General features: G+C 37.0%; 23 protein-coding genes, 1 tRNA gene and 2 pseudogenes. 11 read left to right on the forward strand and 15 right to left on the reverse strand.

Features of this window, described 5'->3' with window-relative positions; genetic code table 11:
* Window positions 1-122: 122 nt before the first annotated feature.
* From CIG1485E_RS07915 to tig, 8 genes are read right to left on the reverse strand one after another with little or no spacing between them, the layout of a single operon-like run.
* Entirely contained in the window at window positions 123-842 is a 720-nt protein-coding gene (locus CIG1485E_RS07915; protein WP_038455239.1) for a TerC family protein, read from the reverse strand.
* The gene (purN, locus tag CIG1485E_RS07920) at window positions 836-1,420 is read right to left on the reverse strand and encodes a phosphoribosylglycinamide formyltransferase (RefSeq protein ID WP_038455240.1); all 585 of its coding nucleotides are present in this window, start codon (window positions 1,418-1,420) and stop codon (window positions 836-838) included. The genes CIG1485E_RS07915 and purN overlap by 7 nt, the downstream gene beginning before the upstream one ends.
* Window positions 1,411-2,790, reverse strand: a complete 1,380-nt coding sequence (locus tag CIG1485E_RS07925; protein WP_038455243.1) for a bifunctional ADP-dependent NAD(P)H-hydrate dehydratase/NAD(P)H-hydrate epimerase — start codon at window positions 2,788-2,790, stop codon at window positions 1,411-1,413. The genes purN and CIG1485E_RS07925 overlap by 10 nt, the downstream gene beginning before the upstream one ends.
* Complete coding sequence (locus CIG1485E_RS07930; protein WP_038455245.1) at window positions 2,787-4,301, reverse strand: YifB family Mg chelatase-like AAA ATPase; 1,515 nt, start codon at window positions 4,299-4,301, stop codon at window positions 2,787-2,789. Before CIG1485E_RS07930 ends, CIG1485E_RS07925 begins: the two co-directional genes overlap by 4 nt.
* Window positions 4,302-4,303: 2 nt before the next feature.
* Window positions 4,304-4,816 carry a peptide deformylase gene (gene def / locus CIG1485E_RS07935; RefSeq protein WP_038455247.1) on the reverse strand — a complete coding sequence of 171 codons (513 nt, stop codon included), beginning with the start codon at window positions 4,814-4,816 and terminating at the stop codon, window positions 4,304-4,306.
* A complete protein-coding gene (locus CIG1485E_RS07940) occupies window positions 4,816-5,886 on the reverse strand; it encodes a GGDEF domain-containing protein (protein WP_051870958.1) in 1,071 nt (356 codons plus the stop codon). The genes def and CIG1485E_RS07940 overlap by 1 nt, the downstream gene beginning before the upstream one ends.
* Window positions 5,887-5,901: 15 nt before the next feature.
* Window positions 5,902-6,492, reverse strand: a complete 591-nt coding sequence (gene clpP / locus CIG1485E_RS07945) for an ATP-dependent Clp endopeptidase proteolytic subunit ClpP (RefSeq protein ID WP_038455248.1) — start codon at window positions 6,490-6,492, stop codon at window positions 5,902-5,904.
* Complete coding sequence (gene tig, locus CIG1485E_RS07950; RefSeq protein WP_038455250.1) at window positions 6,492-7,799, reverse strand: trigger factor; 1,308 nt, start codon at window positions 7,797-7,799, stop codon at window positions 6,492-6,494. Before tig ends, clpP begins: the two co-directional genes overlap by 1 nt.
* A 135-nt stretch (window positions 7,800-7,934) precedes the next feature.
* Between tig and folE the strand changes: the two genes are divergently transcribed.
* The 7 genes and pseudogenes from folE (at window position 7,935) to CIG1485E_RS07980 (ending at window position 16,954) form a co-directional block, all read left to right on the forward strand.
* Window positions 7,935-8,522, forward strand: coding sequence for a GTP cyclohydrolase I FolE (gene folE / locus CIG1485E_RS07955; RefSeq protein ID WP_038455252.1), 588 nt, complete (start codon window positions 7,935-7,937; stop codon window positions 8,520-8,522).
* Window positions 8,519-9,823, forward strand: a complete 1,305-nt coding sequence (gene fliI / locus CIG1485E_RS07960) for a flagellar protein export ATPase FliI (protein WP_038455254.1) — start codon at window positions 8,519-8,521, stop codon at window positions 9,821-9,823. Before folE ends, fliI begins: the two co-directional genes overlap by 4 nt.
* A gap of 156 nt (window positions 9,824-9,979) precedes the next feature.
* Window positions 9,980-11,170 (forward strand): NifS family cysteine desulfurase, encoded by a 1,191-nt coding sequence (locus CIG1485E_RS07965; RefSeq protein WP_038455256.1) that lies wholly within the window; start codon window positions 9,980-9,982, stop codon window positions 11,168-11,170.
* A gap of 23 nt (window positions 11,171-11,193) precedes the next feature.
* Window positions 11,194-12,195 (forward strand): iron-sulfur cluster assembly scaffold protein NifU, encoded by a 1,002-nt coding sequence (locus CIG1485E_RS07970; RefSeq protein WP_038455258.1) that lies wholly within the window; start codon window positions 11,194-11,196, stop codon window positions 12,193-12,195.
* A gap of 190 nt (window positions 12,196-12,385) precedes the next feature.
* A pseudogene (locus tag CIG1485E_RS09730) lies at window positions 12,386-13,042 on the forward strand (cache domain-containing protein); the annotation flags it as partial.
* A gap of 282 nt (window positions 13,043-13,324) precedes the next feature.
* A pseudogene (locus tag CIG1485E_RS09735) lies at window positions 13,325-14,347 on the forward strand (methyl-accepting chemotaxis protein); the annotation flags it as partial.
* Window positions 14,348-14,506: 159 nt separating this feature from the next.
* On the forward strand, window positions 14,507-16,954 hold the full coding sequence (locus CIG1485E_RS07980) for an autotransporter outer membrane beta-barrel domain-containing protein (protein WP_038455262.1): 2,448 nt from the start codon (window positions 14,507-14,509) through the stop codon (window positions 16,952-16,954).
* Between the two features lie 359 nt (window positions 16,955-17,313).
* Here the strand turns inward: CIG1485E_RS07980 and infC are convergent, their stop codons facing one another.
* Window positions 17,314-17,832 (reverse strand): translation initiation factor IF-3, encoded by a 519-nt coding sequence (infC, locus tag CIG1485E_RS07985; RefSeq protein ID WP_038455264.1) that lies wholly within the window; start codon window positions 17,830-17,832, stop codon window positions 17,314-17,316.
* Window positions 17,829-19,646: a threonine--tRNA ligase gene (thrS, locus tag CIG1485E_RS07990; RefSeq protein ID WP_038455266.1), complete on the reverse strand. Its 1,818-nt coding sequence runs from the start codon at window positions 19,644-19,646 to the stop codon at window positions 17,829-17,831. The genes infC and thrS overlap by 4 nt, the downstream gene beginning before the upstream one ends.
* A gap of 251 nt (window positions 19,647-19,897) precedes the next feature.
* Here thrS and CIG1485E_RS07995 point away from each other — a divergent pair, with 251 nt between their 5' ends.
* On the forward strand, window positions 19,898-21,028 hold the full coding sequence (locus CIG1485E_RS07995) for an NAD(P)-dependent alcohol dehydrogenase (protein ID WP_038455268.1): 1,131 nt from the start codon (window positions 19,898-19,900) through the stop codon (window positions 21,026-21,028).
* Entirely contained in the window at window positions 21,028-21,471 is a 444-nt protein-coding gene (locus tag CIG1485E_RS08000) for a cyclophilin-like fold protein (RefSeq protein ID WP_200876032.1), read from the forward strand. Before CIG1485E_RS07995 ends, CIG1485E_RS08000 begins: the two co-directional genes overlap by 1 nt.
* 4 nt (window positions 21,472-21,475) lie before the next feature.
* Here the strand turns inward: CIG1485E_RS08000 and CIG1485E_RS08005 are convergent.
* The 5 genes from CIG1485E_RS08005 to glmM form a co-directional block, all read right to left on the reverse strand.
* Window positions 21,476-21,551 (reverse strand) — tRNA-Val (locus CIG1485E_RS08005).
* Window positions 21,552-21,609: 58 nt separating this feature from the next.
* Entirely contained in the window at window positions 21,610-22,056 is a 447-nt protein-coding gene (locus tag CIG1485E_RS08010) for a CopD family protein (RefSeq protein WP_038455270.1), read from the reverse strand.
* A gap of 60 nt (window positions 22,057-22,116) precedes the next feature.
* The gene (locus tag CIG1485E_RS08015; RefSeq protein WP_038455271.1) at window positions 22,117-22,479 is read right to left on the reverse strand and encodes an NINE protein; all 363 of its coding nucleotides are present in this window, start codon (window positions 22,477-22,479) and stop codon (window positions 22,117-22,119) included.
* Window positions 22,479-22,919 carry a signal peptidase II gene (gene lspA / locus CIG1485E_RS08020; protein ID WP_038455273.1) on the reverse strand — a complete coding sequence of 147 codons (441 nt, stop codon included), beginning with the start codon at window positions 22,917-22,919 and terminating at the stop codon, window positions 22,479-22,481. Before lspA ends, CIG1485E_RS08015 begins: the two co-directional genes overlap by 1 nt.
* Window positions 22,912-24,252 carry a phosphoglucosamine mutase gene (gene glmM, locus CIG1485E_RS08025; RefSeq protein WP_038455275.1) on the reverse strand — a complete coding sequence of 447 codons (1,341 nt, stop codon included), beginning with the start codon at window positions 24,250-24,252 and terminating at the stop codon, window positions 22,912-22,914. Before glmM ends, lspA begins: the two co-directional genes overlap by 8 nt.
* A 179-nt stretch (window positions 24,253-24,431) precedes the next feature.
* On the opposite strand from glmM, the gene rpsT reads away from it, so the two are divergent.
* The gene (gene rpsT / locus CIG1485E_RS08030) at window positions 24,432-24,698 is read left to right on the forward strand and encodes a 30S ribosomal protein S20 (RefSeq protein ID WP_038455277.1); all 267 of its coding nucleotides are present in this window, start codon (window positions 24,432-24,434) and stop codon (window positions 24,696-24,698) included.
* A 6-nt stretch (window positions 24,699-24,704) separates the two neighbouring features.
* Window positions 24,705-25,772 carry a peptide chain release factor 1 gene (prfA, locus tag CIG1485E_RS08035; protein WP_038455279.1) on the forward strand — a complete coding sequence of 356 codons (1,068 nt, stop codon included), beginning with the start codon at window positions 24,705-24,707 and terminating at the stop codon, window positions 25,770-25,772.
* Window positions 25,773-25,774 lie beyond the last annotated feature (2 nt).

Genomic DNA, 25,774 nt, shown 5'->3' on the forward strand with positions numbered 1-25,774 from the left:
AGTCATCACTACTTCAAATTAAGAAGTAGAATTATATCTACTTTTTTTTGCAATGTCAATTAAAATACGCTTAAAATTTAAGGAATTTGGCTTAAATTTATCAAATAAGCCAAATTTATATATTATTTTTCGTGTTTTTTCTTTGAATAGATGTTTATCATCTCTACAACCAAAGAAAACGCCATCGCAAAGTATATATAGCCTTTTGGGATATGTAGTCCAAGCCCTTCACCCACAAGAGCGATACCTATCATTATCAAAAACGCCAAAGCTAGAACTTTTATAGTCGGATTATTATCCACAAATCTACTAATAGCTCCGCTAGCAAAAAGCATCACGCCCACAGCCAAAATGACTGCAAGTATCATGATCTCAATATGATCAGCCATACCGACAGCTGTTATCACGCTATCAAGAGAAAATACAATATCCAAAATCGCAATCTGAGTTATCACTGAGACGAAACCAGCTTTTTTGCCACTTTTTAGCTCGGCTTCTTCATCTTCGCCAGTGGCGTGAGAGTGGATCTCTAAAGTGGATTTAGCTATCAAAAACAGACCTCCAGCTATCAGCACGAGATCACGACCAGAAATAGCTTGATCAAAAACACTAAATAACGGCGTTGTTAGCTTCATAATCCAAAATAGGCTTAAAAGCAGCAAAATCCTTGTAATCATCGCAAGCCCAAGGCCGACGATTCGCGCCTTGTCTTTTTGAGAGTCTGGCAGCTTCCCGCATAAAATGGCGATAAAAATGATATTATCTATACCTAAAACTATCTCTAAACTAGTTAATGTTAAAAGGCTTATCCACGCTTCTGGCGAGTATATCCACTCTAGCATTTATCTCCTTTGGTTAGAATTTTGATTATTGTATTTGGCAATAATTCATGCTCTATGGCGTGGATTTTGCTCTCCCACTCTTCACGGCTTTTAGCCTCTCTTTGGAAAGTTTCTTGTGCGATTATCTTGCCGCCATCTAGCTCGGCGCTGACATAATGCACGCTCACTCCACCCACTTGCATATCGCTTGCAAAGCTCTCATCAATGGCATGAGCTCCTTTGAAAAGTGGTAAAATACTTGGGTGTAAATTTATCGCTTTTATGCGGTCGCAAAAAACTGGAGTAAGTATTCTCATAAATCCTGCAAGCACGGTTAAATCAATGTTTGCACTCTCTATATGCTTTACTAGCTCAGCGTCAAACTCTTCTCTTGAGCTAAATTTAGAGTTTTCGATGATTTTAGTTTCTAAGCCAAATTTTTTGGCTCTTTGTATTCCAAAGGCGTCAAATTTATTGCAAATGAGTAAATTTACTACTATTTTTGTATCTCCAAAGACCTTGTTGTGGACTTTTTGCAAGATTGCTTCTAAATTTGATCCGCTCCCACTGAATAATACTGCGATGTTTTTTATAACCATTTGATTCCTTCTATAATGTCGTTTGGTGTGAAACTATATGCGTTTGCTTTGAAATTTAACGCTGTTTTTGCATGGGCTAGAACTCCACTAATGGCTGCATTTAGCGGGGAATATCCCTGAGCAAGAAGTCCTAAAATAATGCCTGAAAGTGCGTCTCCACTACCTCCTACGCTAAGCGCTGGTGTGCCAAAAGGGCTGATATAAACATTGCCTTTTTGAGCGATGAGCGTGTTTGCGCCTTTTAGTACCAAAACGCAGGCAAATTTGGAGCTAAACTCAATGGCAAATTCCAGCCTTGAGCTTTGGACTTCTTCCACGCTAAACTCGCCAAAACTAGCGATTTTAAGTAGGTTTGCAAACTCTTTTGGGTGTGGGGTTAAGACGGCTTTTTGGCTTGTGGCTAGATTAAAAACCTCATCACGGTAAAACATATCAGCATCGACCACGCAAGGCAAAGTGATAAAATCCCCAAGATCAAATCTCGCCACGCCAAGCCCCATTCCTATGGCAACCGAACTAGCTAATTTGAAGCTATTTTTTAGCATAATTTCATCATCTAGTATGATTTGTTTGTCGCTTAAATTTACCACGCTTACACGCCCAGCTCCCATTTTTAGGGCTGCTTTTGCTACGATTTTAGCTGCACCACTCATCATTCCACAAGCCACAAAAGCATGACCAAAGTCGCCCTTGCTTACATTTTGTTTATCCCTTTTTGGAAGCTCTAAATCGCTCATTTCAAGCAAAAAGCTTCTACTCTCACCGCTAAATTTATCTTCGCAGATGCCTAAATTTGCTAGCTTTATCTCACCGACAAAATCTTTAGCAAGATCGCTGTAAAGCCCTATTTTTCTAGCTCCCATAGCCACGGTAAAATCAGCTTTGAAGCAAATTGGCGATAATCTGCCAAATTTATTCAGCCCTGTTGGGACATCGACTGCGATTTTTAGACCCGGTTTTTGATTTATCGAATTTAATAGATCTTGCAAGTCTTGAGGCAAATCCCTATCAAGCCCACTGCCTAAAAGCCCGTCCACATAGCAATCTGCCTCACAAATCTCACTAGCGATTTTCACGCCGACATTCTCTGTGATTTGGAGCTGGATTTTTGCATTTTGGTTTAAATTTGAGCTCCATAAAAATAGCTCACATTCATACTCCCCACTAAGCATTCTAGCAGCAGCTATCGCGTCACTTGCATTGTTTCCGCCACCACACAAAAACAAAATCTTCTTGCCAAAATCAAGCTTTTGTCTGATTAAATTTGCCACGCCTAAGGCTGCGTTTTCTTGGAGGACTAACTCACTTAATCCAAGATTTTCTATGCAGTTTTTATCTAGTTCATTTGTGCTTAAAAATAGCTTTTTCATGCTTTCATCCTATAGCTTAAACTCTCCAAAATATGGGCTTTTTTGATGGTTTGACTACCTTCAAGGTCGGCTATGCTTCTTGCCACTTTTAGAGTTTTGTTTATACCTCTTTGGCTAAGATTGTAGCTGCTTACTGCCTTGTCTAAAATCCCTTTTGCCTCGTCATCTAAAAGGCAAAATTTAGCTATATCAGCGTCACTTAGTTTGCCATTTAGCTCACTTTGACCTCGCATTATTTGAGCCTCAAAAGCCCTTAAAACCATACTTTGCATCTCTTTGCTACTCATACTTGGCTGATCACTTGCATTCACATCACTCATAGCCACATACACATCAATCCTATCAAGCAGAGCTTTTGAAACGCTACTTTGGTATTTGTCAATCTCTTTTTGAGTACATCTGCAAAGAGCAGTTTTGCTAAAAGCATTGCCACAAGGGCATGGATTTTGTGCGGCAACAAAGATAAATTTAGTCTCATAGCTAACTTTTGAATTTACCCTTGAAATGTTGATTTTATTGTCTTCTAATGGCTCACGCAAACTCTCAAGTATCTGCTTGCCAAAGTGTGGAAACTCATCAAAAAATAGCACGCCACCATTTGCTAAGCCAAGCTCGCCGATTTTGGCTCTAGCGCTGCCACCACCAAAAATTGAGCTTCTTGTGCTTGTATGATGAGGGCTTCGAAACGCCCTAAGAGCGCTAAAATCTGCGTCATTTGAGTTTAGTGATTCATAAGCGCTAGCTAGTAAAATCTCGTCCAAGCTTTGGGGAGGAAGTATGTAAGCAAGGCGTTTTGCGCTCATTGATTTGCCACATCCTGGGCTGCCTTCAAACAAGATATTATGCATTCCACTAGCCGCGATTAGGCAAGCTCTTTTGGCTCTTTCTTGACCTTTTATCTCTTTGAAATCTAGCTCAAATTTAGTATTTGGAACAAATTTTTTGCCATTTATCTCTATGACGTTTTGAAAAAGTGGATGAGTGGCTTGCACTTTGCACTCGTTTTTAAACTCATCATTTCTAAAAAACTCTCTAGCCTCGGCTAAATTTGAAATGCTAAAAACGTCTAAATTTGGTATCATCGCAGCTTTTAGTGCAATGTCTTTTGGCACCAAAACTTTAGCAGACTTGACCTTTGTACTAAGAAATAAAAGTATAGAAAATAGCTCAGCTGTACTTTTGACACTTCCATCAAGACCAAGCTCACCAAAGACAAAAAACTCACTATCGAATTTTTCTTTTTGGAGCAAAATGAGTAATGCGATAGGCAAATCAAAATGCGAACCATCTTTTTTCACATCGCTTGGGCTTAAATTTATGATAATTCTAAGAGCTGGAAATGCAAAATCCCCAAGCAAACTAAGAGATGATTTGACCCTTGAGACGGATTCTTTTATGGTAGTGCTAGCAAGACCAACTATATCAAAGCTTGGAAGTGCCCGTAAAAAGGAGGCTTCGATATCAATGATATGTAGCTTATCACTCAGGCTCGCACTTTTTAGGGATTTCATACTTATTTGGTTTTTGCTTTCTTTTTGTACTCTTTGTCAAATTTTTTGCGTTTATTAAAGCCAATTCTTTCTATAAAAAGATGTCCATCTATGTGGTCGTTTTCGTGCTGGATCGCTACTGCAAGCAAGCCTTTTGCTTCTAGTGTTTTTTTGTTGCCATATCTATCAAAATACTCGATTTCGATATGCTCTGCTCTTCTTACATCTTCGTAATAATCAGGTACACTAAGACAGCCTTCTTGATAGACTATCTCACCATCTTTTTTTAAAAATTTTGGATTTATTATTTCAAGTAGATCGTTTTTATCTTGAACTTCGTTTTCGTTTACTAAATTTACTATAAATGCCCTAATCGGTTTCCCGACTTGCAAAGCTGCTAAGCCGATACCATTTTTAGCTATCATAGTTTCGTACATATCATCTAAAAACTTACCCAACTCATCGTCAAATTTAGTAACTTCAAGACCTATATCATATAGCCTTTTGTCTGGGTAGGTTAATACCTCTAATATCATTAAATTCCCTCAATAACTTCATATAATTTTGTTCTTTTTCCACTATTTGGCAATCCATCAAGCGCTTTTGAGATTATCTCTTCTGAGCTATATTCTGGATTTAGTGCTATGACAGAGATTTCCATATCCATATCAAGCTCTTCTTCGCCTATGAAAAATGTTGTTTGATATAGCATTTGACCGATTCTTTCGCAAGCTTTTTTAGCTCCTGTTATATCGGTGTGTTTCATAACCATACCAAAGCATCCCTCGCCATAATGCGCGACTACGTCACTTCTTCTTGAAGTTTTTAGTAGTATTTTTGCGATATTTCTTAAGATTCCGTTTTTGTCTTTTACGCTTGGGATAAGGTCTAAAACCCTATCTTTTATATGTATTAGCATTACAGATACGTTGTAGTTGTATCTTTTTACGTTTATAAGTTCTTCTTCTACAGTTTTTAAGAAGTATTTTTTGTTGTAAACGCCAAATTTAGAGTCATAAATAGACTGTGCTTCAACTCTTTTAAATATTTTATTTACATCATCATAGTTATTTCTGATTATTTCAAGATGCTTTGCCATAAGTGAGTTTAGTTTATCTAGCTCTTCACTAAAAAATTTTATGATAGTTTGGGCTTCTAGTGGATTGGCGTTTGCTCTTGTTTCATCTAGCCTTTTTTGGACTATTCCTTTCATAACGACCAAATTTTTATATATCAGAGTTATGGTTTGTAGCATATTTTTGATCTGACCAAAGCCAAGACTAATCTCTTTTTCCATCAAGGCTTGTTGGTCGATATCGTCGTTTTTTTCACAATCCAAAAGCTCTAAAACTCTCTTTTGGAATGTTGAGGACTTAGTTTCTAGTAGTTTTCCAAAATAAATATCAAAATTTCCAGGCGTTGCTTGGACATTATCATCGCTAAGCTGCTTTAAAACCTGTTGTGAAAATTTATTTAGATCCACATTGTCATCGTTTTTTTCGCTAATTCTAGCACTTCTTGTGGCAACTGTTTTTTGAGAGTCACCCAAACTAGTGCTACTTTTATTTATATCTATACGATCTTTATCATTTCTTAATTTAACCACTAGAACCTCACTTGATTATTTAAAGCTTTTTTCTAAAACTTTATCAATAAGCCCATATTGTGCGGCTTCTTCGGCACTCATGAAAAAATCCCTATCAGTATCTTTTGCTATTTTAGCAAGTTTTTGTCCAGTATTTTTCGCAAGAGTTCCGTTCAAAACCTCTTTAAGACGCAAAATTTCTTTTGCTTGGATCTCGATGTCAGTTGCTTGACCTCTAGCTCCACCAAGAGGTTGGTGGATCATAATACGTGAGTTTGGAAGCGCATATCTTTTGCCTTTTGTTCCACAACTCAGTAAAAATGCTCCCATGCTAGCTGCTTGACCTATACAAATCGTGCAAACATCTGGTTTTATATAGTTCATGGTGTCATAAATGCTAAATCCGCTTGTCACCACGCCACCTGGGCTATTGATATAAAGATAGATATCTTTGTCTGGATCTTCAGCTTCTAAAAACAGCATTTGAGCTACAATCGCACTTGCCATTGAGTCTTCGATCTCGCCACTAAGCATGATAATACGGTCTTTTAAAAGGCGAGAGTAGATATCATAGCTTCTCTCACCTTTGCTTGTTCTTTCAACTACATAAGGAACATAATAGCTCATTATTCGCCTTTTTCGTCTTTAGCGTCTTTTTTAAATAGATTATTGAAAAGTTTTTCTTCTATCATTGCCATTTTAACAGCTGGAAGCATGCCTTGATTTTTGTAGTCTTCAAGGTGTTTTTTAGGATCGATGCCATATCTGTAAGCCTCGAAATATACAGCTTGTAAAAGCTCTTGATCGCTTACGCTTACGCCTCTTACTTTTGCAAGTTCATCAATGATAAATGTAAGTGCTACGCTTTTTTTAGCTTCATCTGCATAAGTTTCACGCTGAGCCATAGCAGCGTCTCTATCTTCGCTAAATTTCTTTCTTTCATCTTCGCTGAAGTTGCCCCAAGCGTTTCTAAATTGCATATCCATCTCTTGCTCGACGATGTTTTTTGGAAGATCAAATTTAAACTTCTCAACAGCTTTGTCAGCAAATTTTGGTTTTAGCTCTTCATTTAGCAATTTTTGGAATTTTTCATTTCTGATTTGCTCTTTGATTTTTTCTTCTAGTTTTGCAGCAGTTGGGTTTTCTTCTGTTGGAAGAAGTGCTTTTAGCGTTTTTTCGTCAAGCTCGCCGACTTTTTTGCCTTGAATTTCAAGTAATTTTACTTTGAAAACTGCAGGTTTTCCAGCAAGATGAGCTGCGCCATATTCTTTAGGGAAAGTTACGTTTACATCTTTTTCTTCGCCGACTTTTAGTCCGATCATGCCATCTTCAAATCCAGGAATGAATTGATTTGAACCGATTTCAAGGACGTAATCTTCAGCTTTTCCGCCTTCAAAAGCCACGCCATCAACAAAGCCTTCAAAGTTAAATTTAGCCCAGTCGCCTTTTTCTAAAACGTCTTTTTCGACCTTTTCAACTGGAGCCATCATAAGTAAAAACTCATTAACTTTATCTTCAATCTCTTTTTTAGTTACTCTTGGAGTAGCATAGTCGCTTATAAGCTCTTCATAGCCATCAACTTTTACTTCTGGTTTGAATGAAATTTCGATTTCTACATCGATATTTCCGTCTTTTTCATCAAATTTTAAAACCATTGGTTCGCCGATTATCTCATCTGCTTTTTTGTTTATATCAACTAAGCAAGCATTGATTATATCTTTAAAAAATTCATTTCTAGCATCATTTTGTAAATCCCCACCATATCTTTTTAGAACTTCAGCAGTTGGGACTTTACCTTTTCTAAAACCGTCTATTTTAATATTTTTAGCAGCTTTTTTAGCTAAATTTTCAACCTTTGCATTTAGCTCATCTGCTTTGATTTGTGTAGTAGCTGTAGCATTTGCAGGGTTTAAAAGTTGTGCTTTAACTTCCATTATCTTCCTTTGTTATGTTAAAAAATTGACAGTCAATATACCAAATTTTTGCTTTATTTAAGTATAAATTGTCAAATTTATAACTATAAAAGTCAAAATAGTATAAAATAATCCAAAAATTTTACGAGGTAATTTATGTTTGATGAAAGTAGAAGAAGCGAATTTGAAAATTGCGTAAAAACTATGTTAGAAATCATGGGTGAAGACCCAAAACGTGGCGGGCTTCTTGATACTCCAAAAAGAGTGGCAAAGGCTTATGAGTTCATCACTAGCGGATATTCTATGGATCCAAAAGACGTGCTAAATGACGCCTTGTTTCAAAGTAGCAACAACGAAATGGTTCTTATCAAAGACATTGAGTTTTACAGTGTTTGCGAGCATCATCTCTTGCCTATCATTGGCAGAGTTCATGTAGCCTACATACCAGATGGTCAAGTTGTAGGACTTAGCAAAATCCCACGCATGGTAAATATTTACGCAAGACGTCTGCAAATCCAAGAGCAAATGACAGAGCAAATCGCTCAGGCCATAGCTGAAACTATCAAGCCAAAAGGCGTAGGCGTCGTGGTAGAAGCAAGGCATATGTGTGTAGAGATGCGTGGGGTTGAGAAGATAAACTCAATCACTACAACTTCAGCCTTGCGTGGAAGCTTCATCAAATCAGCAGAAACTAGAAAAGAGTTTTTTGATCTGATAAACTCACCAAGGTCAGTTAAATTTTGAGCTTAGAAAATTTAAAAAGCAAACTTGATAAAAGTCTAAATTTATCAAGTGTTTTTGGGACGATTTCTAAAATTTCAGCCAGCACGATTGAGATAATTGGGCTTAGACCAAGTATCGGCGATATAGTAAGAATCGCTAGTAATGACGGGCTTAAAAGTGAGCTTGGCATGGTCACAGCCATAAGCCAAAAAGGTGCAAATGTCAGTCCGTTTGGCTTTGTTGAGGGATTTAAGATAGGCGACAAAGTCTATACAAGCGATCAAGGTATGAATATACCAGTTGGTGATGAGCTTATCGGCAGAGTTGTGGATCCATTTATGAACCCAAAAGACGGCAAAGGGCCGATAAATGCGGCCTCTTACGCTCCCATCATGCGAGCTCCGATTCCAGCGATGAAAAGAGGGCTTATCAATGAGCCTTTTAGTGTCGGGATTAAAACAATAGATGGCTTACTAACTTGTGGCAAAGGGCAAAAACTAGGTATTTTTGCAGGATCTGGCGTAGGCAAATCAACTCTTATGGGAATGATAGTCAAAAACTCAACCGCTCCCATAAAAGTCATAGCGCTAATTGGCGAGCGTGGTCGCGAAGTCCCTGAGTTTATCCAAAAAAACCTAGGCGGCGACCTAAGCAACGCAGTCATCATAGTAGCCACAAGCGACGATAGCCCACTTATGAGAAAATACGGTGCGTTTTGTGCTATGAGCGTGGCTGAATACTTCAAAAGCAGTGGCAAAGATGTGCTATTTATCATGGATAGCGTGACGAGATTTGCTATGGCTCAGCGTGAGATCGGACTAGCTCTTGGCGAACCACCGACTTCAAAAGGCTATCCACCAAGCGTACTTACACTCCTTCCTCAGCTCATGGAGCGAGCTGGCAAAGAAGAGGGCAAAGGCAGCATAACTGCGTTTTTTACCGTGCTTGTAGAGGGTGATGATATGAGCGATCCTATCGCTGATCAAAGCAGAAGCATACTTGATGGACATATTGTATTAAGCCGTGAGCTAACTGATTTTGGAATCTATCCACCGATCAATATCCTAAACTCAGCAAGTCGTGTTATGGGCGATGTGACAAGCAAAGAGCATAGAGCCAACGCTTCTAAATTTAAAAGGCTATTTTCTACTTTAAAAGAAAATGAAGTCCTAATCCGTATCGGAGCCTACCAAAAAGGCGCTGATAAAGAGCTTGATCTTGCAATATCTAAAAAATCATTTATGGAAGAGTTTATGAAACAATCCCCAAATGAGGGTTTTGAATTTGAAGAGATTATTAAAATGTTAGAGCAAATTAACTAATATTTTGATACCAAATATCGCAGAGAGATAATTTTTATAACTTTTACTCTCATTTACTAAATTTTAAAGCAAAATTTATAAAAGTTGTTATAATATTCAAGGATTAAAAAGATAAAGTTTATCCGAATTAAATCGGTAAATTACGAAAGGCTAAATTTGAAAGTATATTTAGACAATAACGCTACAACGATGATAGACCCTGAAGCTTATGAGCTGATGTTGCCGTTTTTGAGTGATAAATTTGGAAACCCAAACTCGCTTCACTCTTATGGCAGCGAAACTCACCCTGCACTTCGCACTGCAATGGATCAGCTATATGCCTGTATAAACGCAAAAGATAGCGACGATATCATAGTCACAAGCTGCGCTACTGAGAGCAACAACTGGGTTTTAAAAGGAATTTACATAGATAAAATCCTAAAAGGCGACAAAAAACGTATCGTCACAACCACAGTCGAACACCCAGCAATCGGCGCTACTTGCACGTTTTTAGAAAGCATTGGCGTGGAAGTTACAAGAATAGATGTCAATGAAGAGGGCGTCATAACAGGAGATGATTTAAGACGCGTTATGAGCGATGATGTCGCGCTTGTAAGCGTGATGTGGGCGAACAACGAAACAGGCATGATATTTCCTATCAAAGAGCTTGCGAGCATTGCTCATGAATTTGGCGCACTATTTCACACTGACGCCGTCCAAGCTATGGGCAAAATCTCTGTAAATGTTAGGGACGCAGATGTTGATTTTTTAAGTTTTTCAGCTCATAAATTTCACGGCCCAAAAGGCGTAGGTGGGCTATATATCAAAGATAGCATGCCTCTTACTAGCTTACTTCACGGTGGCGAGCACATGGGTGGTAGAAGAAGTGGCACGCTAAACGTCGCTGGCATAGTAGCGATGGGAAAAGCACTCGAAAACGCAACTAAATTTATAAAATATGAAGAAAGTCACGTACGCCGCTTAAGAGACAAGCTAGAAGATGCACTTTTAGCACTTCCAGAAGTCACAGTAGTAGGTCAAAAAGAACACCGCGTACCAAATACTATTTTAGCAAGTATAAAAGGCGTTGAAGGCGAGGCGATGCTATGGGATCTAAACCAAGCTGGCATCGCAGCTAGCACTGGTTCAGCTTGTGCTAGTGAAGATCTTGAGAGCAATCCTATCATGGAAGCTATCGGCGCCGATAGCGAGCTAGCTCACACTGCACTTCGTTTGTCACTTTCACGTTTTAATACTGAAGTTGAGATAGACTACGCGATAGAAAAGATCAAAAACGCAGTAACAAGGCTAAGAGCTATATCAAGCAGCTATGCTTACGCACCAGACTGGCACAAATCAGGACTATAAAAATTAAAAATTAGGATAAAACAATGGCTAAGGGAAATTTAATCAGTGGAAATATTTGGGATGAGTATTCACAAAAGGTTCAAGATGCGATGAATCACCCAAAAAATATGGGCGAAATCACAGAAGAGCAAGCTGAGGCTATGGGCTGCACTCTCATCATCGCAGATCACGGTGCTGAGAGTTGTGGCGACGCAGTTAGGCTATACTGGGCTGTAGAAAACGGCACAGAAATCATCAAAGACGCTAAATTTAAGAGCTTTGGTTGTGGTACTGCCATAGCTAGTAGTGATTATATGGCTGAACTTTGCAAAGGCAAAACAGTAGACGAGGCGGTCAAAATCACAAACATAGATGTAGAAAAAGCTATGCGTGACACTCCAGAAACTCCAGCCGTGCCACCACAAAAAATGCACTGCTCAGTTATGGCTTATGATGTTATCAAAGCAGCTGCTGCAAGCTATAAAGGCGTGGATCCTGAGCATTTTGAAGATGAGATTATCGTGTGCGAATGTGCTAGAGTAAGTCTTGGCACGATAAAAGAAGTAATCCGTCTAAACGACCTAAAAACAGTCGAAGAGATCACTCAATACACAAAAGCAGGAGCATTTTGTAAAAGCTGTATCAAACCTGGCGGACATGAGAAAAAAGAGTATTATCTAGTCGATATCTTGGCTGAAACAAGAGCTGAGATGGAAGCTGAACGTATGCAAGCAGTCGCAAATGCTAAGGTCAGCGGAAGTGGACTTGAGAGTGATTTAAGCTTTGAAGAGCTAACAGTCGTCAAACAACTAAAAGCCATAGAAGCTGTCATTGATGAACACATACGTCCAATGCTTGTCATGGATGGTGGAAATATGGAAATCCTCGATATCAAAAAAGACGATGAAAGCGGCAAAATAGACGTATATATCAGATATCTTGGGGCTTGTAGTGGATGTGCGAGTGGGGCTACTGGCACACTTTATGCTATAGAAAACATCTTACAAGAAAATTTAAGCCCAAATATCAGAGTTTTACCAGTCTGATAAGTTACTTGGAGTTAGCACGTTTCTAACTCCAATATTTCTATTTTATTATAAAATAATACATATATTATCTACTTATAATTCTTTTATTCAAATTTAATTAAAAATCAAATATTTATACTAACTTTAAGCTTAATTTTTCAATAAATTAGTTAAAATCGGCGATAAATTCTATATTTAAGGATATAAAATGATTCTAAGTAAAAGCATAGCGGCAAAGGTAACTGCCAGCGTTGTAGCATTATTTGCAATACTTTTTGTTATCTTAACATACATTAACTACTCAGACGCTAGAGATAACTCTTTGGAGTTACTAAATGTTGAAAGAACAAAGGCTATAAATGCTACTCAAACTATTTTAAAAGAAAATATAGGCACAAGCATTGAAGAGATAGAAAATCTAGTAAATTTGATAGCAAAAAGCGATTTGCAAGATGACAATATCTTAAATATGCTAAAAATAGCTAAAGAAACAAGTGGATTTGCGCTTCTTTATCTAGGTATGAGTGACAACGGCGTTGTTTATTACTCAGACGGTAGGACAAGATACCCAGATGCGAACTATGACCCAAGAAAACGTGGATGGTATCAAGAAGCAGTCAAACAAAACAAGACAATCATAACAGATCCATACGTATCAAACAGCACAGGCGAATATACTATTACGATAGCAAAACCACTTTATGTAAACAACAAAATGGTCGGCGTAGTATCAGGCGACTTCTCTACAGTTGAACTCAGCAAAGATATAATCGAAATTGGCAAAGTCGATGACGGCTATATCTTAATCATGAACAACGAAGGCAAAATCCTAGTAGATGCAGATTCAAAATTTATAGGCAAAACTCCAAATTTCACAAAAGAGCTGCTACAAAAACTTCAAGCTAAAGATTTCGATAAATTTGGCAGAGTATCATATGCCTATGAAGATGGCTCACAAAAAATAAGCAGATGCCAACAAACTGGCTACAATAATTGGTTAGTTTGTACAGTTATGGACTCAAACTACTTTGACAAACAAACAGATAAAATTTTAGAAAAACAAATAATCTTGGTTGTTATATTCCTTATTTTTTCAGCATTTACTGTGTGGTTTTTAATAAAAAATTCTCTAAAACCTCTTCATACAATAGTTGATGGTCTTACTGACTTCTTCGACTTCCTCCACCACAAGAATGACAATCCTAAAGTAATAGAGATAAAGACTAATGATGAGTTTGGTATCATATCTAAGCTTATTAATGAAAACATTGCAAATGTTAAATCTGCTCTTGATCAAGATGATAAAGCTGTAAATGAGTCTTTAACTAGAGCTAAAGAGGTAGAGAGTGGAAACCTTAGTGTAAGAATAATAAATACTCCATACTCTCCAGGTCTTAGACAACTAAGAGATGTACTTAATAATATGCTTGATGTATTACAAGCTAAGATTGGTAAAGATATAAATGTTATCCAAAAAACATTTGATGATTTTAAAAATCTAGATTTTACTTCTAGTATATCTGATGCTAATGGCGAAGTAGAAAAGGTAACTAATCTACTAGGTAGTCAAATAACAAATATGCTAAGAGATAATCTAGCTCAAGCAAATAACTTACAAGAAAAAGCAAATGATCTAAAAACTTATGTAAGCTCACTAAATGAAGGAGCTAAATCTCAAGCAGAATCACTTCAAGAAAGTGCAGCAGCTGTTGAAGAGATGAGTAGCTCTATGAACTCTATAAATGAAAGAGCTAGTGAAGTAATCAAACAAAGTGAAGACATTAAAAACATCATTACTATAATAAGAGATATAGCAGATCAAACAAATCTTCTAGCTCTAAATGCAGCTATTGAAGCAGCACGTGCTGGAGAGCATGGTAGAGGATTTGCAGTAGTTGCTGATGAAGTTAGAAAACTAGCTGAAAGAACTCAAAAATCTCTTGGCGAGATAGAAGCTAATGTAAATATCCTAAGCCAAAGCATAAATGAGATGAGCCAAAGCATAGGTGAACAAACTGAAGCTATAAATCAAATCAATCAAGCTGTAGTAAGTGTAGATGAACTAACCAAACAAAATGTTGATATAGCTAGCAATAGCAATAGAGTAACTACTGAAGTAGAAAAGATAGCTGATATTATTGTTAGTGAAGTTAAGAAGAAGAAGTTTTAACGCACAATCTTATACCTTGAGAAAATCTCAAGGTATAAGATTAGAAAAATAAGTCAAATTTAATAATAATCGCATAAATTTATATAAATCATATAATTATTTATATATAATCTCATAATTTAACCGATATTTAATCTACAATAGTATTAAAAAGGAGATATGGATGTGCTAAATTCATCTATTAAATTTACTCTAGCTAGTAGCTTAATAGCTATAAATGTATTAGCTGGAGAAATCCTGACCTATGATCCTGATAATGTGGGGGGGGGGTATAACCCATCTACACTAACAACACCCAAAAAAATCTCACTTTACAATAGTAGTTCTAATATAATGGGTATAGCACCAAGCAATAGCAGCCCTACAGATAATACTGTAAATATATATAGCACAACTACAACAACACAACTAGATTATATCTTTGGGGGATTAAGCAATCTAGATTCAGTCAATTCAAATACGCTAAATATGTATAATGGGACTGTAACTTATTCTATCTTTGGTGGATACGGCAATAGTAATACAAGTTCAGTTACTTCAAACACAGTAAATATGTATGATGGAACTATAAAAGTTGATCTTAATGGTGGATATAGCCAATCTTTAGCTACTAAAAATACTGTTAATATTTACGGTGGAAGTATAAATAGATATATCTATGGAGGAAATACTGCTTCAAGTAAGTTAGGGCTAGCAACAGAAAACATAGTAAATATCTACAATGGAAATATAGGTACTATTTATGGTGGATCTGCTAGTACATCTACTGATAATATTATAAACATATCTGGTGGCATTATAAAAGGCAATGTTTATGGTGGGTCTGCTGGCAATGAAGCAAAATCAAATATTGTAAATATATACGGCGGGGTTATGTATAGTCATATCTATGGTGGATCTGCTAATACAGCTAATAATAATATTGTAAATATATCTAATGGAATTATAAGTGGTAATGTTTATGGCGGTAACGGTAGATTTAGAGCAGATAGTAACACTATAAATATATCCAATGGAATTATAAGTGGTAATGTTTATGGCAGTTACAGTGTGCATTATGCAAATGACAACATTGTAAACATATCTGGTGGCACTATAGAAGGCGATGTTTATGGTGGGTCTGCAGGTTATACTTCAGCCGTTGGGAACACCGTAAACATCTTAGGCAGTCCAACCTTTGGAGCAAATACTATATTGTATGGTGGATTTATAGGAGGCACTTCATCTTTTCAAAATGATATCGCTGAAAACACCCTAAACCTAAAAACTAAAGATATAGTAGTAAAAGATATAAAAAACTTTCAATACATAAACTTCTATTTACCAAGCAATGTAGTTGCCAATGATACTATTTTAACTCTTACTGATACAGGTCAAACAAATATAAGTTATTCTATTTATCATATAGGTGTTGGAGTTATGAGTGGAGATAGCCCAGTATTAAATGCTGGAGATGAGATAACTCTTATAGATAAACCAAATGGTGAACTATTATTGCCTACTTTAGATAATTATATAGATAACATTGATAATCAAAGAGCCTTACATAAAGGAACCATATATCAAGGCATAAGTAATGCATATTCCTTTAGTCTTGATTCAAAGACAAACTCTGAAAACAAAGTAAATAAACTAGTAGTAAGCATAACAAGTGCCCCACCTCCACCAACTCCAATGCCAAGCTATGCAAACCCTAAGCAAAAAGCAATCTTAGAAAGCAGTATCGCAATAATAGGTATGCTAAACTATGATATTATTGATAATATTCTTCTTGATGAAAAGTCTGATGGAATACCTGAGATATTTGCAGTATCTAAAGGATATGATACTAGACTAAACTCAGGCTCTCATGTAGATGTAAGAGGAGCTAATCTAATAACAGGAATAAGCACAAAGGTAAATGATAGCTTTATATACTCAGCATTCTTTGAAGCTGGATATGGTAAGTATGATAGCTTTAATAGCTTTGATAGTGGAGATATAAAAGGAAGTGGAGATAACTCATACTTCGGGTTTGGTCTTATGAGTAAGACTAATCTAGTAAATAACTTCTATATAGATAATAGTATTAAATTTGGTCAAGTTAAGAGTGATTTTAAAAGTGATGATTTTGGAGATAGTAGCAATAAGATAAGTGCTAGCTTTGATTCTAAAAGAGCTTATTATGGATTATCTCTTGGAGTGGGTAATATAATAGAACTTGATAATAGATCAAATTTAGATATCTATACAAAGCTATATTATACTAGAGTAGGAAGTGATAGTGTAGATATGAGTACTAATGATAAATTTAGGCTTGATACATTTAACTCTTTTATAGCTAAGCTTGGAGCTAGATATAATTATGAGATTAAAGAGAGTACTACTTTATATACTGGGGCAGCTTATGAATATGAGTTTGATGCTAAACAAAAAGGATATAACCTAAGCTATAACTATGAGATAGATCCTACTGATATGCAAGGAAGTAGTGGGAGCATTGAAGCTGGTATCAAACTAAAACCACTTACAAATAGTGATAGACTTACTCTTGATCTAGGAATCAAAGGATTAAGCGGTAAGAAAGAAGGTGTGAGTGGTAATGTAGGGATTGAGTGGAGGTTGTAATAACTGACAATCATTTAATATTTATAGATTTAGAAGATGATTTATCTTCTAAATTTGATTGCTGAAGTATTTGTGGTAATCTCTCAAATTCACGCAGTGAATTTGCATTAAATAGACAGGCGTTAGCCCCAACTGGGAAAGGGGTTGGGGGTTTAAGGGATAGGGGAAAACTGTTTGGATGCAAATTTAGAGTTTTCCCCTGTCCCTTAAGAGAAAAAGATTAAATTTATTTGTAAAAAAGTTGCTACACTTGCGTACAGGTTAATAAATCCACTTCTCAATGACATCTGAAAAATAAATTTAATAAAATAGATTTTTTGGTATGAGTTTAGCCTGCGAAATTAATCGCAGACTTTCTGTTAAGCTTTTTTTGGAGTTACAAGCATATTGACATAGCGACCTTCTAAATTCGGTGCTTTGTCTCTTTCTGCAAAGTCTTTTATAAGTTCCCAAATCTTCTCAAGCATCACGACACCAGCTTCTGGAGCCGCCATCTCTCTACCTTTTAGGAATACTCTAAATTTAACGTGTTTGCCCTCGTCAAGAAATTCTTGTGCGTGCTTTATCTTGTAATTTATGTCATTTTGAGCTATCTTGATAGAGAGTTTTATCTCTTTTACTTCGATAACTTTTTGCTTTTTCTTCGCTTCTTTTTGCTTTTTTTCTTGTTGATAGCGGAATTTGCCATAATCCATAATCTTACAAACTGGCGGTTTAGCATCTGGAGCTATTAGCACAAGATCTAGACCCATTTTGTTTGCTATTTCTTGTGCTTCATCTCTACTCAAAACACCATATACTGTGCCTTCATCGCCGACACATCTTACTTCACTAGCACGAATTTCTTCGTTTAGATACACATCTTTTTCTTTGCTCAAATATTCACCTCATTTAATTTAACTTTGATAAACGATAAGAATTCGTCTAAATTCATATCCTTTTGTTCTCTAGCACGTCTATCACGAAGCGCTACACCTCTAGAAGCAACCTCATTATCTCCAAGCACGATTATCATCGGAACTCTTTGTTTTTCTGCTGTTCTTATTTTTTTATTTAATGTTTCATTTTTACTTGAAATTTCACTATCTACACCAAGCTCTAAAAGCAGAGAATGAACCTCTTTAGCATAAGCTAAATGCTCATCAGCGATCGGTATAATCACTACTTGAGTAGGTGCGATCCAAAACGGCAACTCACCAGCAGTATGCTCAAGCAAGATACCAATGAAACGCTCAAAACTTCCCATTATAGCACGGTGAAGCATAACTGGTTGTTTTCTTTCGTTATTTTCATCTATATAGCCAAGATCAAAACGTTTTGGTAGGTTAAAATCGACTTGGATAGTTCCACATTGCCATTTTCTTTTTAATGCGTCTGTGATTTTTATATCGATTTTTGGTCCATAAAATGCACCGCCGCCCTCGTCTATGCCGTATTTCAGCCCTTTTTCATCAAGAGCATCTTTAAGTGCTTTTGTCGCTATCTCCCATACCTCATCATCGCCAACTGCCTTTGCTGGTTTTGTTGAGATTTCCATCTCATAGCTAAAGCCAAATGCACTCATCAAAGTATCAACAAAGCTTAAAATTTCATACACATTTTCTTTGATTTGGCTTGGCATACAAAAGATATGCGCGTCATCTTGAGTAAATTCACGAACTCTAAAAAGACCGTGTAAAACTCCGCTTTTTTCATGTCTATGAACTACGCCATACTCAAAAAATTTAAGTGGCAAATCACGGTAGCTTCTTATGTCGCTTTGATAGACTTTGATATGTCCGACACAGTTCATCGGCTTGATGCCGTATTCTTGCTCGTCAATCACAGTAAAATACATATTTTCTTTGTAGTTTGCATAGTGACCGCTGATCTTCCAAGCATCACTTTTTAGGATTTCAGGACCACGAACTGGCTCGTATCCTCTTAATCTGTGAGTTTTGTATAGTTTATGCTCTAGCTTGCTTCTTAATCTTGCTCCATTTGGCAGCCAAATAGGAAGTCCCACGCCGATATCGTCATCAAAAGTGAAAAACTTCATCTCAGCGCCAAGTTTTCTGTGGTCGCGTTTTTTAGCTTCTTCAATGATACGAATATGCTCTTTTAGGCTCTCTTTATCAGCGTAAGCTGTGCCATAAATCCTTGTTAGCATTTCGCGGTTTTCATCACCACCAAGATAAGCTCCAGCTATTCTAGTAAGCTTAAAAAATCTTGTAAAAATCGTATTTGGCACGTGTGGTCCACGGCAAATATCTTCAAAATTTCCTTGAGAATAAAGGCTTACTACGCCATCTGGAATGCGTTTTAAAACCTCTTGTTTAAGGTCGTCGCTAGCGTATTTTGCAGCAACTTCAGCTTTTGTAGAGTTAAGCTTGACTATATCAGTTTTAGCCAAAGCTAGCTCTTTCATTTTCTTTTCGATCAGCTCTAAATCAGCCTCGCCAAGCTTCTCGCCGCCATTTCCCATAACCCTCATATCATAATAAAATCCATCTTCTATCGCAGGGCCTACAAAAAACTTAGCATTAGGATACAGCTCTTTTATCGCTGCAGCCATCAAGTGAGCACAAGAGTGTCTTATGACATCTAAAGCCTCTTTTGAATTATCAAATAATATCTCTTCGCCACCGTTTCCATCGTAGCTTTGAGTATCAACTACTACACCATTTACTTTATACGCAATTACATCGCTCATTAATTTCCTCTTTTCTACCTATAGCTCTTTCATACATCGAAAGAACAAAATACAAGATTTTATCTAATTGTATTTTAAGTTAAACTGAATTTTAGTATTATTAAAGTTTGGCATAGCTTTTTATTTAACAAATTTGGTACGCTAAATTTAGTAAAATTTGTAGAATTAGGCAAAACTTATGGAGTTTTATTCTAACTCAAATTTGGCTTAAATTTGTATAATTTCTTATCAATTTATTGCAAGGAATATACATGCAAAGAAGAGAATTTATGAAAAAGACAGCAATAGCAGGAGTGGCACTAGCCGCTGGGACTTCACTATTTGGCGCAGCAGGAAAAAGCACAATCACTTGCAAGGGTTACGCAGCTTTTGATGAGAGTGGGGAGCTAAAACCTTGGAAATTTCAAAGAAGAGCCGTGAGAGAAAACGACATTTTATTTGAAGTGAAAGCCACAAGTATCTGTCATAGCGATATTCACACAGAGCTTGGTCACTGGGGCAAACAAACTTATCCACAAGTGCCAGGTCATGAGATAGTCGGAGTCGTGACTGAGGTCGGCTCAAAGGTTACTAAATTTAAAGTAGGCGATAGAGTAGGAGTGGGCTGCATGGTCGATAACGTAGACGTCCCAAGCTTGCAAGGCAAATCAGAGCAATACGACGCAAACACTGTTTTTACCTATGGTCAAAGCTACAAAGCAGAGCCAACTGGCATAAGTCAAGGCGGATATAGCGATTATTTCGTCGTTCATGAGCATTTTGCCGTGCATTTACCAGACGATATCGACTTTAATCACGCAGCTCCACTCATGTGTGCTGGTATCACAACCTACTCTCCACTCATGAAATACCAAATCAAAAAAGGCGATAATGTCGGCGTAGCTGGGATCGGCGGCTTAGGACATTTAGCAGTCAAAATCGCTCTAAGCAAAGGCGCGAATGTCACAGCCTTCACCACAACTCCAAGCAAGGTAAAAGACATACAAAGCTGGGGCGCGGCAGCTGTTGTCGTAAGCTCACCAGATGATTTGGCTAAATTTAGGGCTAAATTTGATTATGTTATTTCAACCATTCCTTATGAGTTTGATATGATGCCTTACATCGCTATGGTTAAGCCTTTTGGCAACTTCACAGTCGTGGGAATGCCTGTAAATTTCAGTCAAAAAATCCAAACTCTAGCTCTAGCAGCCACAAAGGTAAACTTCAACGCTTCACTCATAGGCGATATGAAAGAAACCCAAGAAATGGTGGATTATTGCGCTAAAAACAAAATTTATCCAGAAATAGAGATCATCAAAGCAGATGAGATAAATGCAGCTTGGAAAAAAGTGGTAAATAAAGAGGCCAGATATAGATTTGTCATAGATCCAAAGACGTTTTGATGAGAGCGTTTAAATTTATCCTTTTGCTGATGATTGGAGCAAATTTAATGGCAGGTGAAAAAATCGCGCTAAGCGTGAAAAATAGCAGTGGAATGCAGAGTGAGTTTAGCGTAAGCTTGACTGATAATTCACCAGCTAGTGAGCTTGTAAAACAGCTAAAAAACTCTCCGCTCACGCTTAAAATGAGCGACTTTTCAAATTTTGAAAAGGTTGGAAATCTACCGTTTTCATTGCCAAGAAACGATGAGCCTATCAGCACGGACGCAGGAGACGTGATACTTTATCAAGGAAGCCGTTTTGTGATTTACTACGACCAAAACAGCTGGAACTTCACAAGACTTGGCGTAATTGATGAGCTAAAAAATGGTCAAATAAGCAAAGCTGAGTTTATAAAATTTCTAGGAAATGGCGATATTGAAGCTACTTTGAGAGTGAAAGAATAATAAATGGTGGCCCTAACTGGACTCGAACCAGTGACCCCCACCATGTCAAGGTGGTGCTCTACCAACTGAGCTATAGGACCAAAAGAAGTGAAATTATACAAAAAATTACTTAAATTTGGGTAAAAATACCCAAATTTATTACATTAAATTCGCTTTTATTATCATCGCAAATATAATTACAAACATTATGATTGTCGGCACTTCGTTATACATTCTAAAAAATTTACCGCTTTTAAAACAGCGATTTTCTTTAAATAATTTTAAATAATGCCCCAAACTAAAGTGATAAGCTATCAAAATAACCACACAAAGTAGCTTGATGTGGAAGTATCCAGCCTTCATAAGCTCTGGTTTTGAAAACAGTATTATCGCAAGACCTGTCAAAAGTGTCACGCCCATAGCTATCCAGCCAATACCGTGATAAAGTTTACTTTCTTGGATTTTTACAACATCAGTAAAGCCCTTGTTTTCCATGTGTTCAGCGTGATATACATAAAGTCTTGGCTGATAAAAAAGCATCGCCATCCAAGATATAAAAGCTAAATAATGCAGCCATTTAATCCACAAATAAGTCTCATAACCCATTTTGTTACTCCTAAATAAAATTTCTTGATAAGTCTATCCAACAAATATAAATATTTTATATTATTTTAAAATTTCAGCTTTTCTTTGCTCGAATTCCTCTTTGCTTATAGCTCCATTTTTGTATAGTTCATAGAGTTTTTCCACGTTTTTTAGCCTCTGAGTTTGGTTTAGCGATTTTTCAAAACCATTTAGATCATTGACCTCATAGACCATTTTTGAAGTCAAAAATATATCCACAAGCCACCAAATTCCCCAAATAGCCAAGAAAAAATATCCCACCAAAAACACAGCAGTTATACTTCCAATCCAAAAAAGTAAAAGTTGCAAAATCCCACTAAAAAATTTACCACAATAAATCCTGTGAGCCCCAAATCCACCTAGAAAAAACCATAAAGCATAAGCTATATAAATATTTCTTTGCATCATTTCTTCCTAATGAAACTTTGAATAATGATGATGACAATAGCCACATCGATCATCACATCTGCGAAATTAAACACAGCAAAATCAAACCATTTATGCCAAAATATATAATCCACAACCCCGCCATGCACGAAGCGGTCAAGGATATTCGAACAACCCGCCCCAATAAGCATTCCAAATGCCACCGTGTGCGTCTTTAAAAGCTCCTTTTGACCAAAAAGATAGCCAAAAAGCAAAGCAATAAGCCCAAGTTGGATATACTTCAAATTTGCACCCAAAAACGCAAACATCGAAAACGCCACGCCTTTGTTATAAACTAAAACCAAATCAATAAATTCGCCTTTATATCTAAAACCGTGCAAAAATACCCATTTTATCGCTTGATCAATGGCAAAAATAGCCGTAAAATAGGCTAAAAATTTAAAAATTACCCTACTCATTTAACGCTTTTGTGAAGAATTTTTCAACTTCGCTCATCTTTTTGCTTACTAGATTTTCATCTTTGCCCTCAAGCAAAAGTCTGATGACATTTTCTGTACCAGAATACCTAAATAACGTTCTTATGCCTTGTTTTTTAAGCTCACTTTCTAGCTCTTTTAAGCCTTTTATCTCTTCAAGTGGTTTTTTCTCCACTATCTTTAAATTCAGTAGTTTTTGTGGATATGGTTTGATACAGCCAAATATCTCGCTAGCTTTTTTCTTTTTTGCTAGCAAGCAAGCACTTACTTGAAGAGCCGAAACTAAGCCATCTCCAGTTTTTGCAAAGTCGCTAAATACGATATGACCACTTTGCTCACCGCCGAAATTTGCTCCATTTTCTTTCATCATTTCAAGGACAAATTTATCTCCTACATTTGAGCGAAGCAAGTTTATACCGTGTTTTGAGAGATAATCATCAAGAGCAGCGTTGCTCATCACGGTTGCTACTATCTCTTTTTTGGCTAGCATTTTGTTTTCGTTTAGATAGCTTGCAAGCACGCCAAGAAGCGCGTCGCCATCGATCACTTTGCCATCTTCATCAACCACCACAAGCCTATCAGCGTCGCCATCAAATGCAAATCCTATATCAGCTCTTAGATGCTTGACCTCTTTGGCTAAATTTTCAGGATGCAAGGCACCACAATTTGAGTTTATATTCCCACCATTTGGCGTGTCATTTAGCACGATTGTCTCAGCTCCAAGCTCGCTAAATACAGTCGGAGCGACCTTATAAACAGCGCCGTTTGCCACGTCCAAGACCACTCTTAAACCTTTTAGAGTTAGCTTATTTGGAAATGAGTTTTTGATATGCACGATATATCTGCCAATCACGTCATCAATGCGTTTTGACTGACCTATTTCAAGTCCAGTTTTTTGGTTTTGGTTGATAATCTCATCGTTAAAATAAATATCTTCTATGGCTTTTTCGACTTCCACGCTTAGCTTATTACCAAATCCGTCAAAAAATTTAATACCATTATCATAAAACGGATTGTGGCTCGCACTTATCATGATACCAGCATCGCACCTCATATCTTCAGTCAAAAACGCCACGGCCGGGGTTGGCATAGGTCCGATTTGGATTACATTATACCCAACAGCAGTAAGTCCTGCAACTATGGCAGTTTCTATCATATAGCCACTTTTTCTAGTGTCTTTTCCGACGAGTATTTTATTTGTGATTGAGTTTTTTCTAAAATAAATTCCAGCAGCCATAGCTAAACGCATAGCCATCATCGCATCTAGTTTTTCTCCAGCTTTTCCACGCACTCCATCAGTTCCAAAGAGTTTCATATTTGCCTTCTTTTTAGTTAAATTTGATCGCATTTTATCTAAAATAATATTAAATTTATCCATAAGCCTATATTATTTACATAAAAAACAGAATAGATGATTAAATTTGACTTAAATTCAGATCCATTTAATAATCTTTTAGATATAATTGCCGACTAAAATTATAAAAAAGGTAAGTTATGGCAAACCACAAATCTGCTGAAAAAAGAGCAAGACAAACTATAAAAAGAACTGAGAGAAATAGATTTTACCGCACAAGACTTAAAAACATAACTAAAGCGGTAAGAGTTGCAGTAGCAAATGGCGACAAAGAAACTGCATTAGTAGCACTTAAAGATGCAAACAAAAACCTACATAGCTTTGTTAGCAAAGGTTTCTTGAAAAAAGAAACTGCATCAAGAAAAGTTAGCCGTTTAGCAAAATTAGTTAATACTATCGCTGCATAATAATTAATGTTAGCAGACAAACTACAACCATTCATCGATCGCTATAATGAGCTAAATAGTTTGCTTAGCGATCCCTCAGTCATCAGCGATATTTCTCGCATGACTAAGCTCTCAAAAGAACAAAGAAATATTGAACCCATCAAAGATGCGACTCATAAGTATTTGCAAATTTTAAATGATATAGAAGAGAATAAAGCACTTTTAGAAGATCCAGAGCTTGGAGATTTGGCTAAAGAGGAGTTAAAAAACCTTGAAGTCGCATTGCCAGAGCTTGAAGAAGAGATAAAAGTCTTACTTCTACCAAAAGATCCAAATGATGAGAAAAATATATATTTGGAGCTTAGAGCTGGAACTGGCGGAGATGAAGCTGCCTTGTTTGTAGGTGACCTTGCAACTGCTTATATCAGATACACTGAGCAACGCGGCTACAAATATGAAATAGTAAGCTCAAGCGAAGGAAGTGCTGGCGGATACAAAGAGCTAATACTTCTGATAAAAGGCGATGGAGCTTATTCAAGACTTAAATTTGAAGGTGGAACTCACAGAGTCCAAAGAGTCCCAGAAACTGAGTCTCAAGGCAGAGTTCATACCTCAGCTATCACAGTTGCTATCATGCCTGAAGTCGAAGATAGTGAGATAGAAATAAATCCAAACGACCTTAAAATCGATGTCATGAGAAGTAGCGGACATGGCGGACAGTCAGTTAATACCACAGATAGCGCCGTTCGTGTCACACACATCCCAACAGGACTTGTAGTCGTCAATCAAGATGGCAAAAGTCAGCACAAAAACAAAGACGCCGCTATCAAAGTCTTAAAAGCTAGACTTTATGATATGCAAGAGAGCGAGCGTAGAGAAAAAGAGAGTAAAGAGCGTAAAGACCAAGTCGGAACTGGCGATAGAAGTGGTAGAATCCGCACTTACAACTATCCGCAAAACCGCATAAGCGACCACCGCATAAACTTAACTCTTTATAGGCTTGACGCTATTATGGCAGCTGGACTATTTGATGAGATTATCGATCCACTCATCGCTCATCACCAAGCTGAGGCCATAGCAAATGCTGGACTCTAGCC

It is taken from the genome of Campylobacter iguaniorum, from assembly GCF_000736415.1.
Taxonomy (GTDB): domain Bacteria; phylum Campylobacterota; class Campylobacteria; order Campylobacterales; family Campylobacteraceae; genus Campylobacter; species Campylobacter iguaniorum.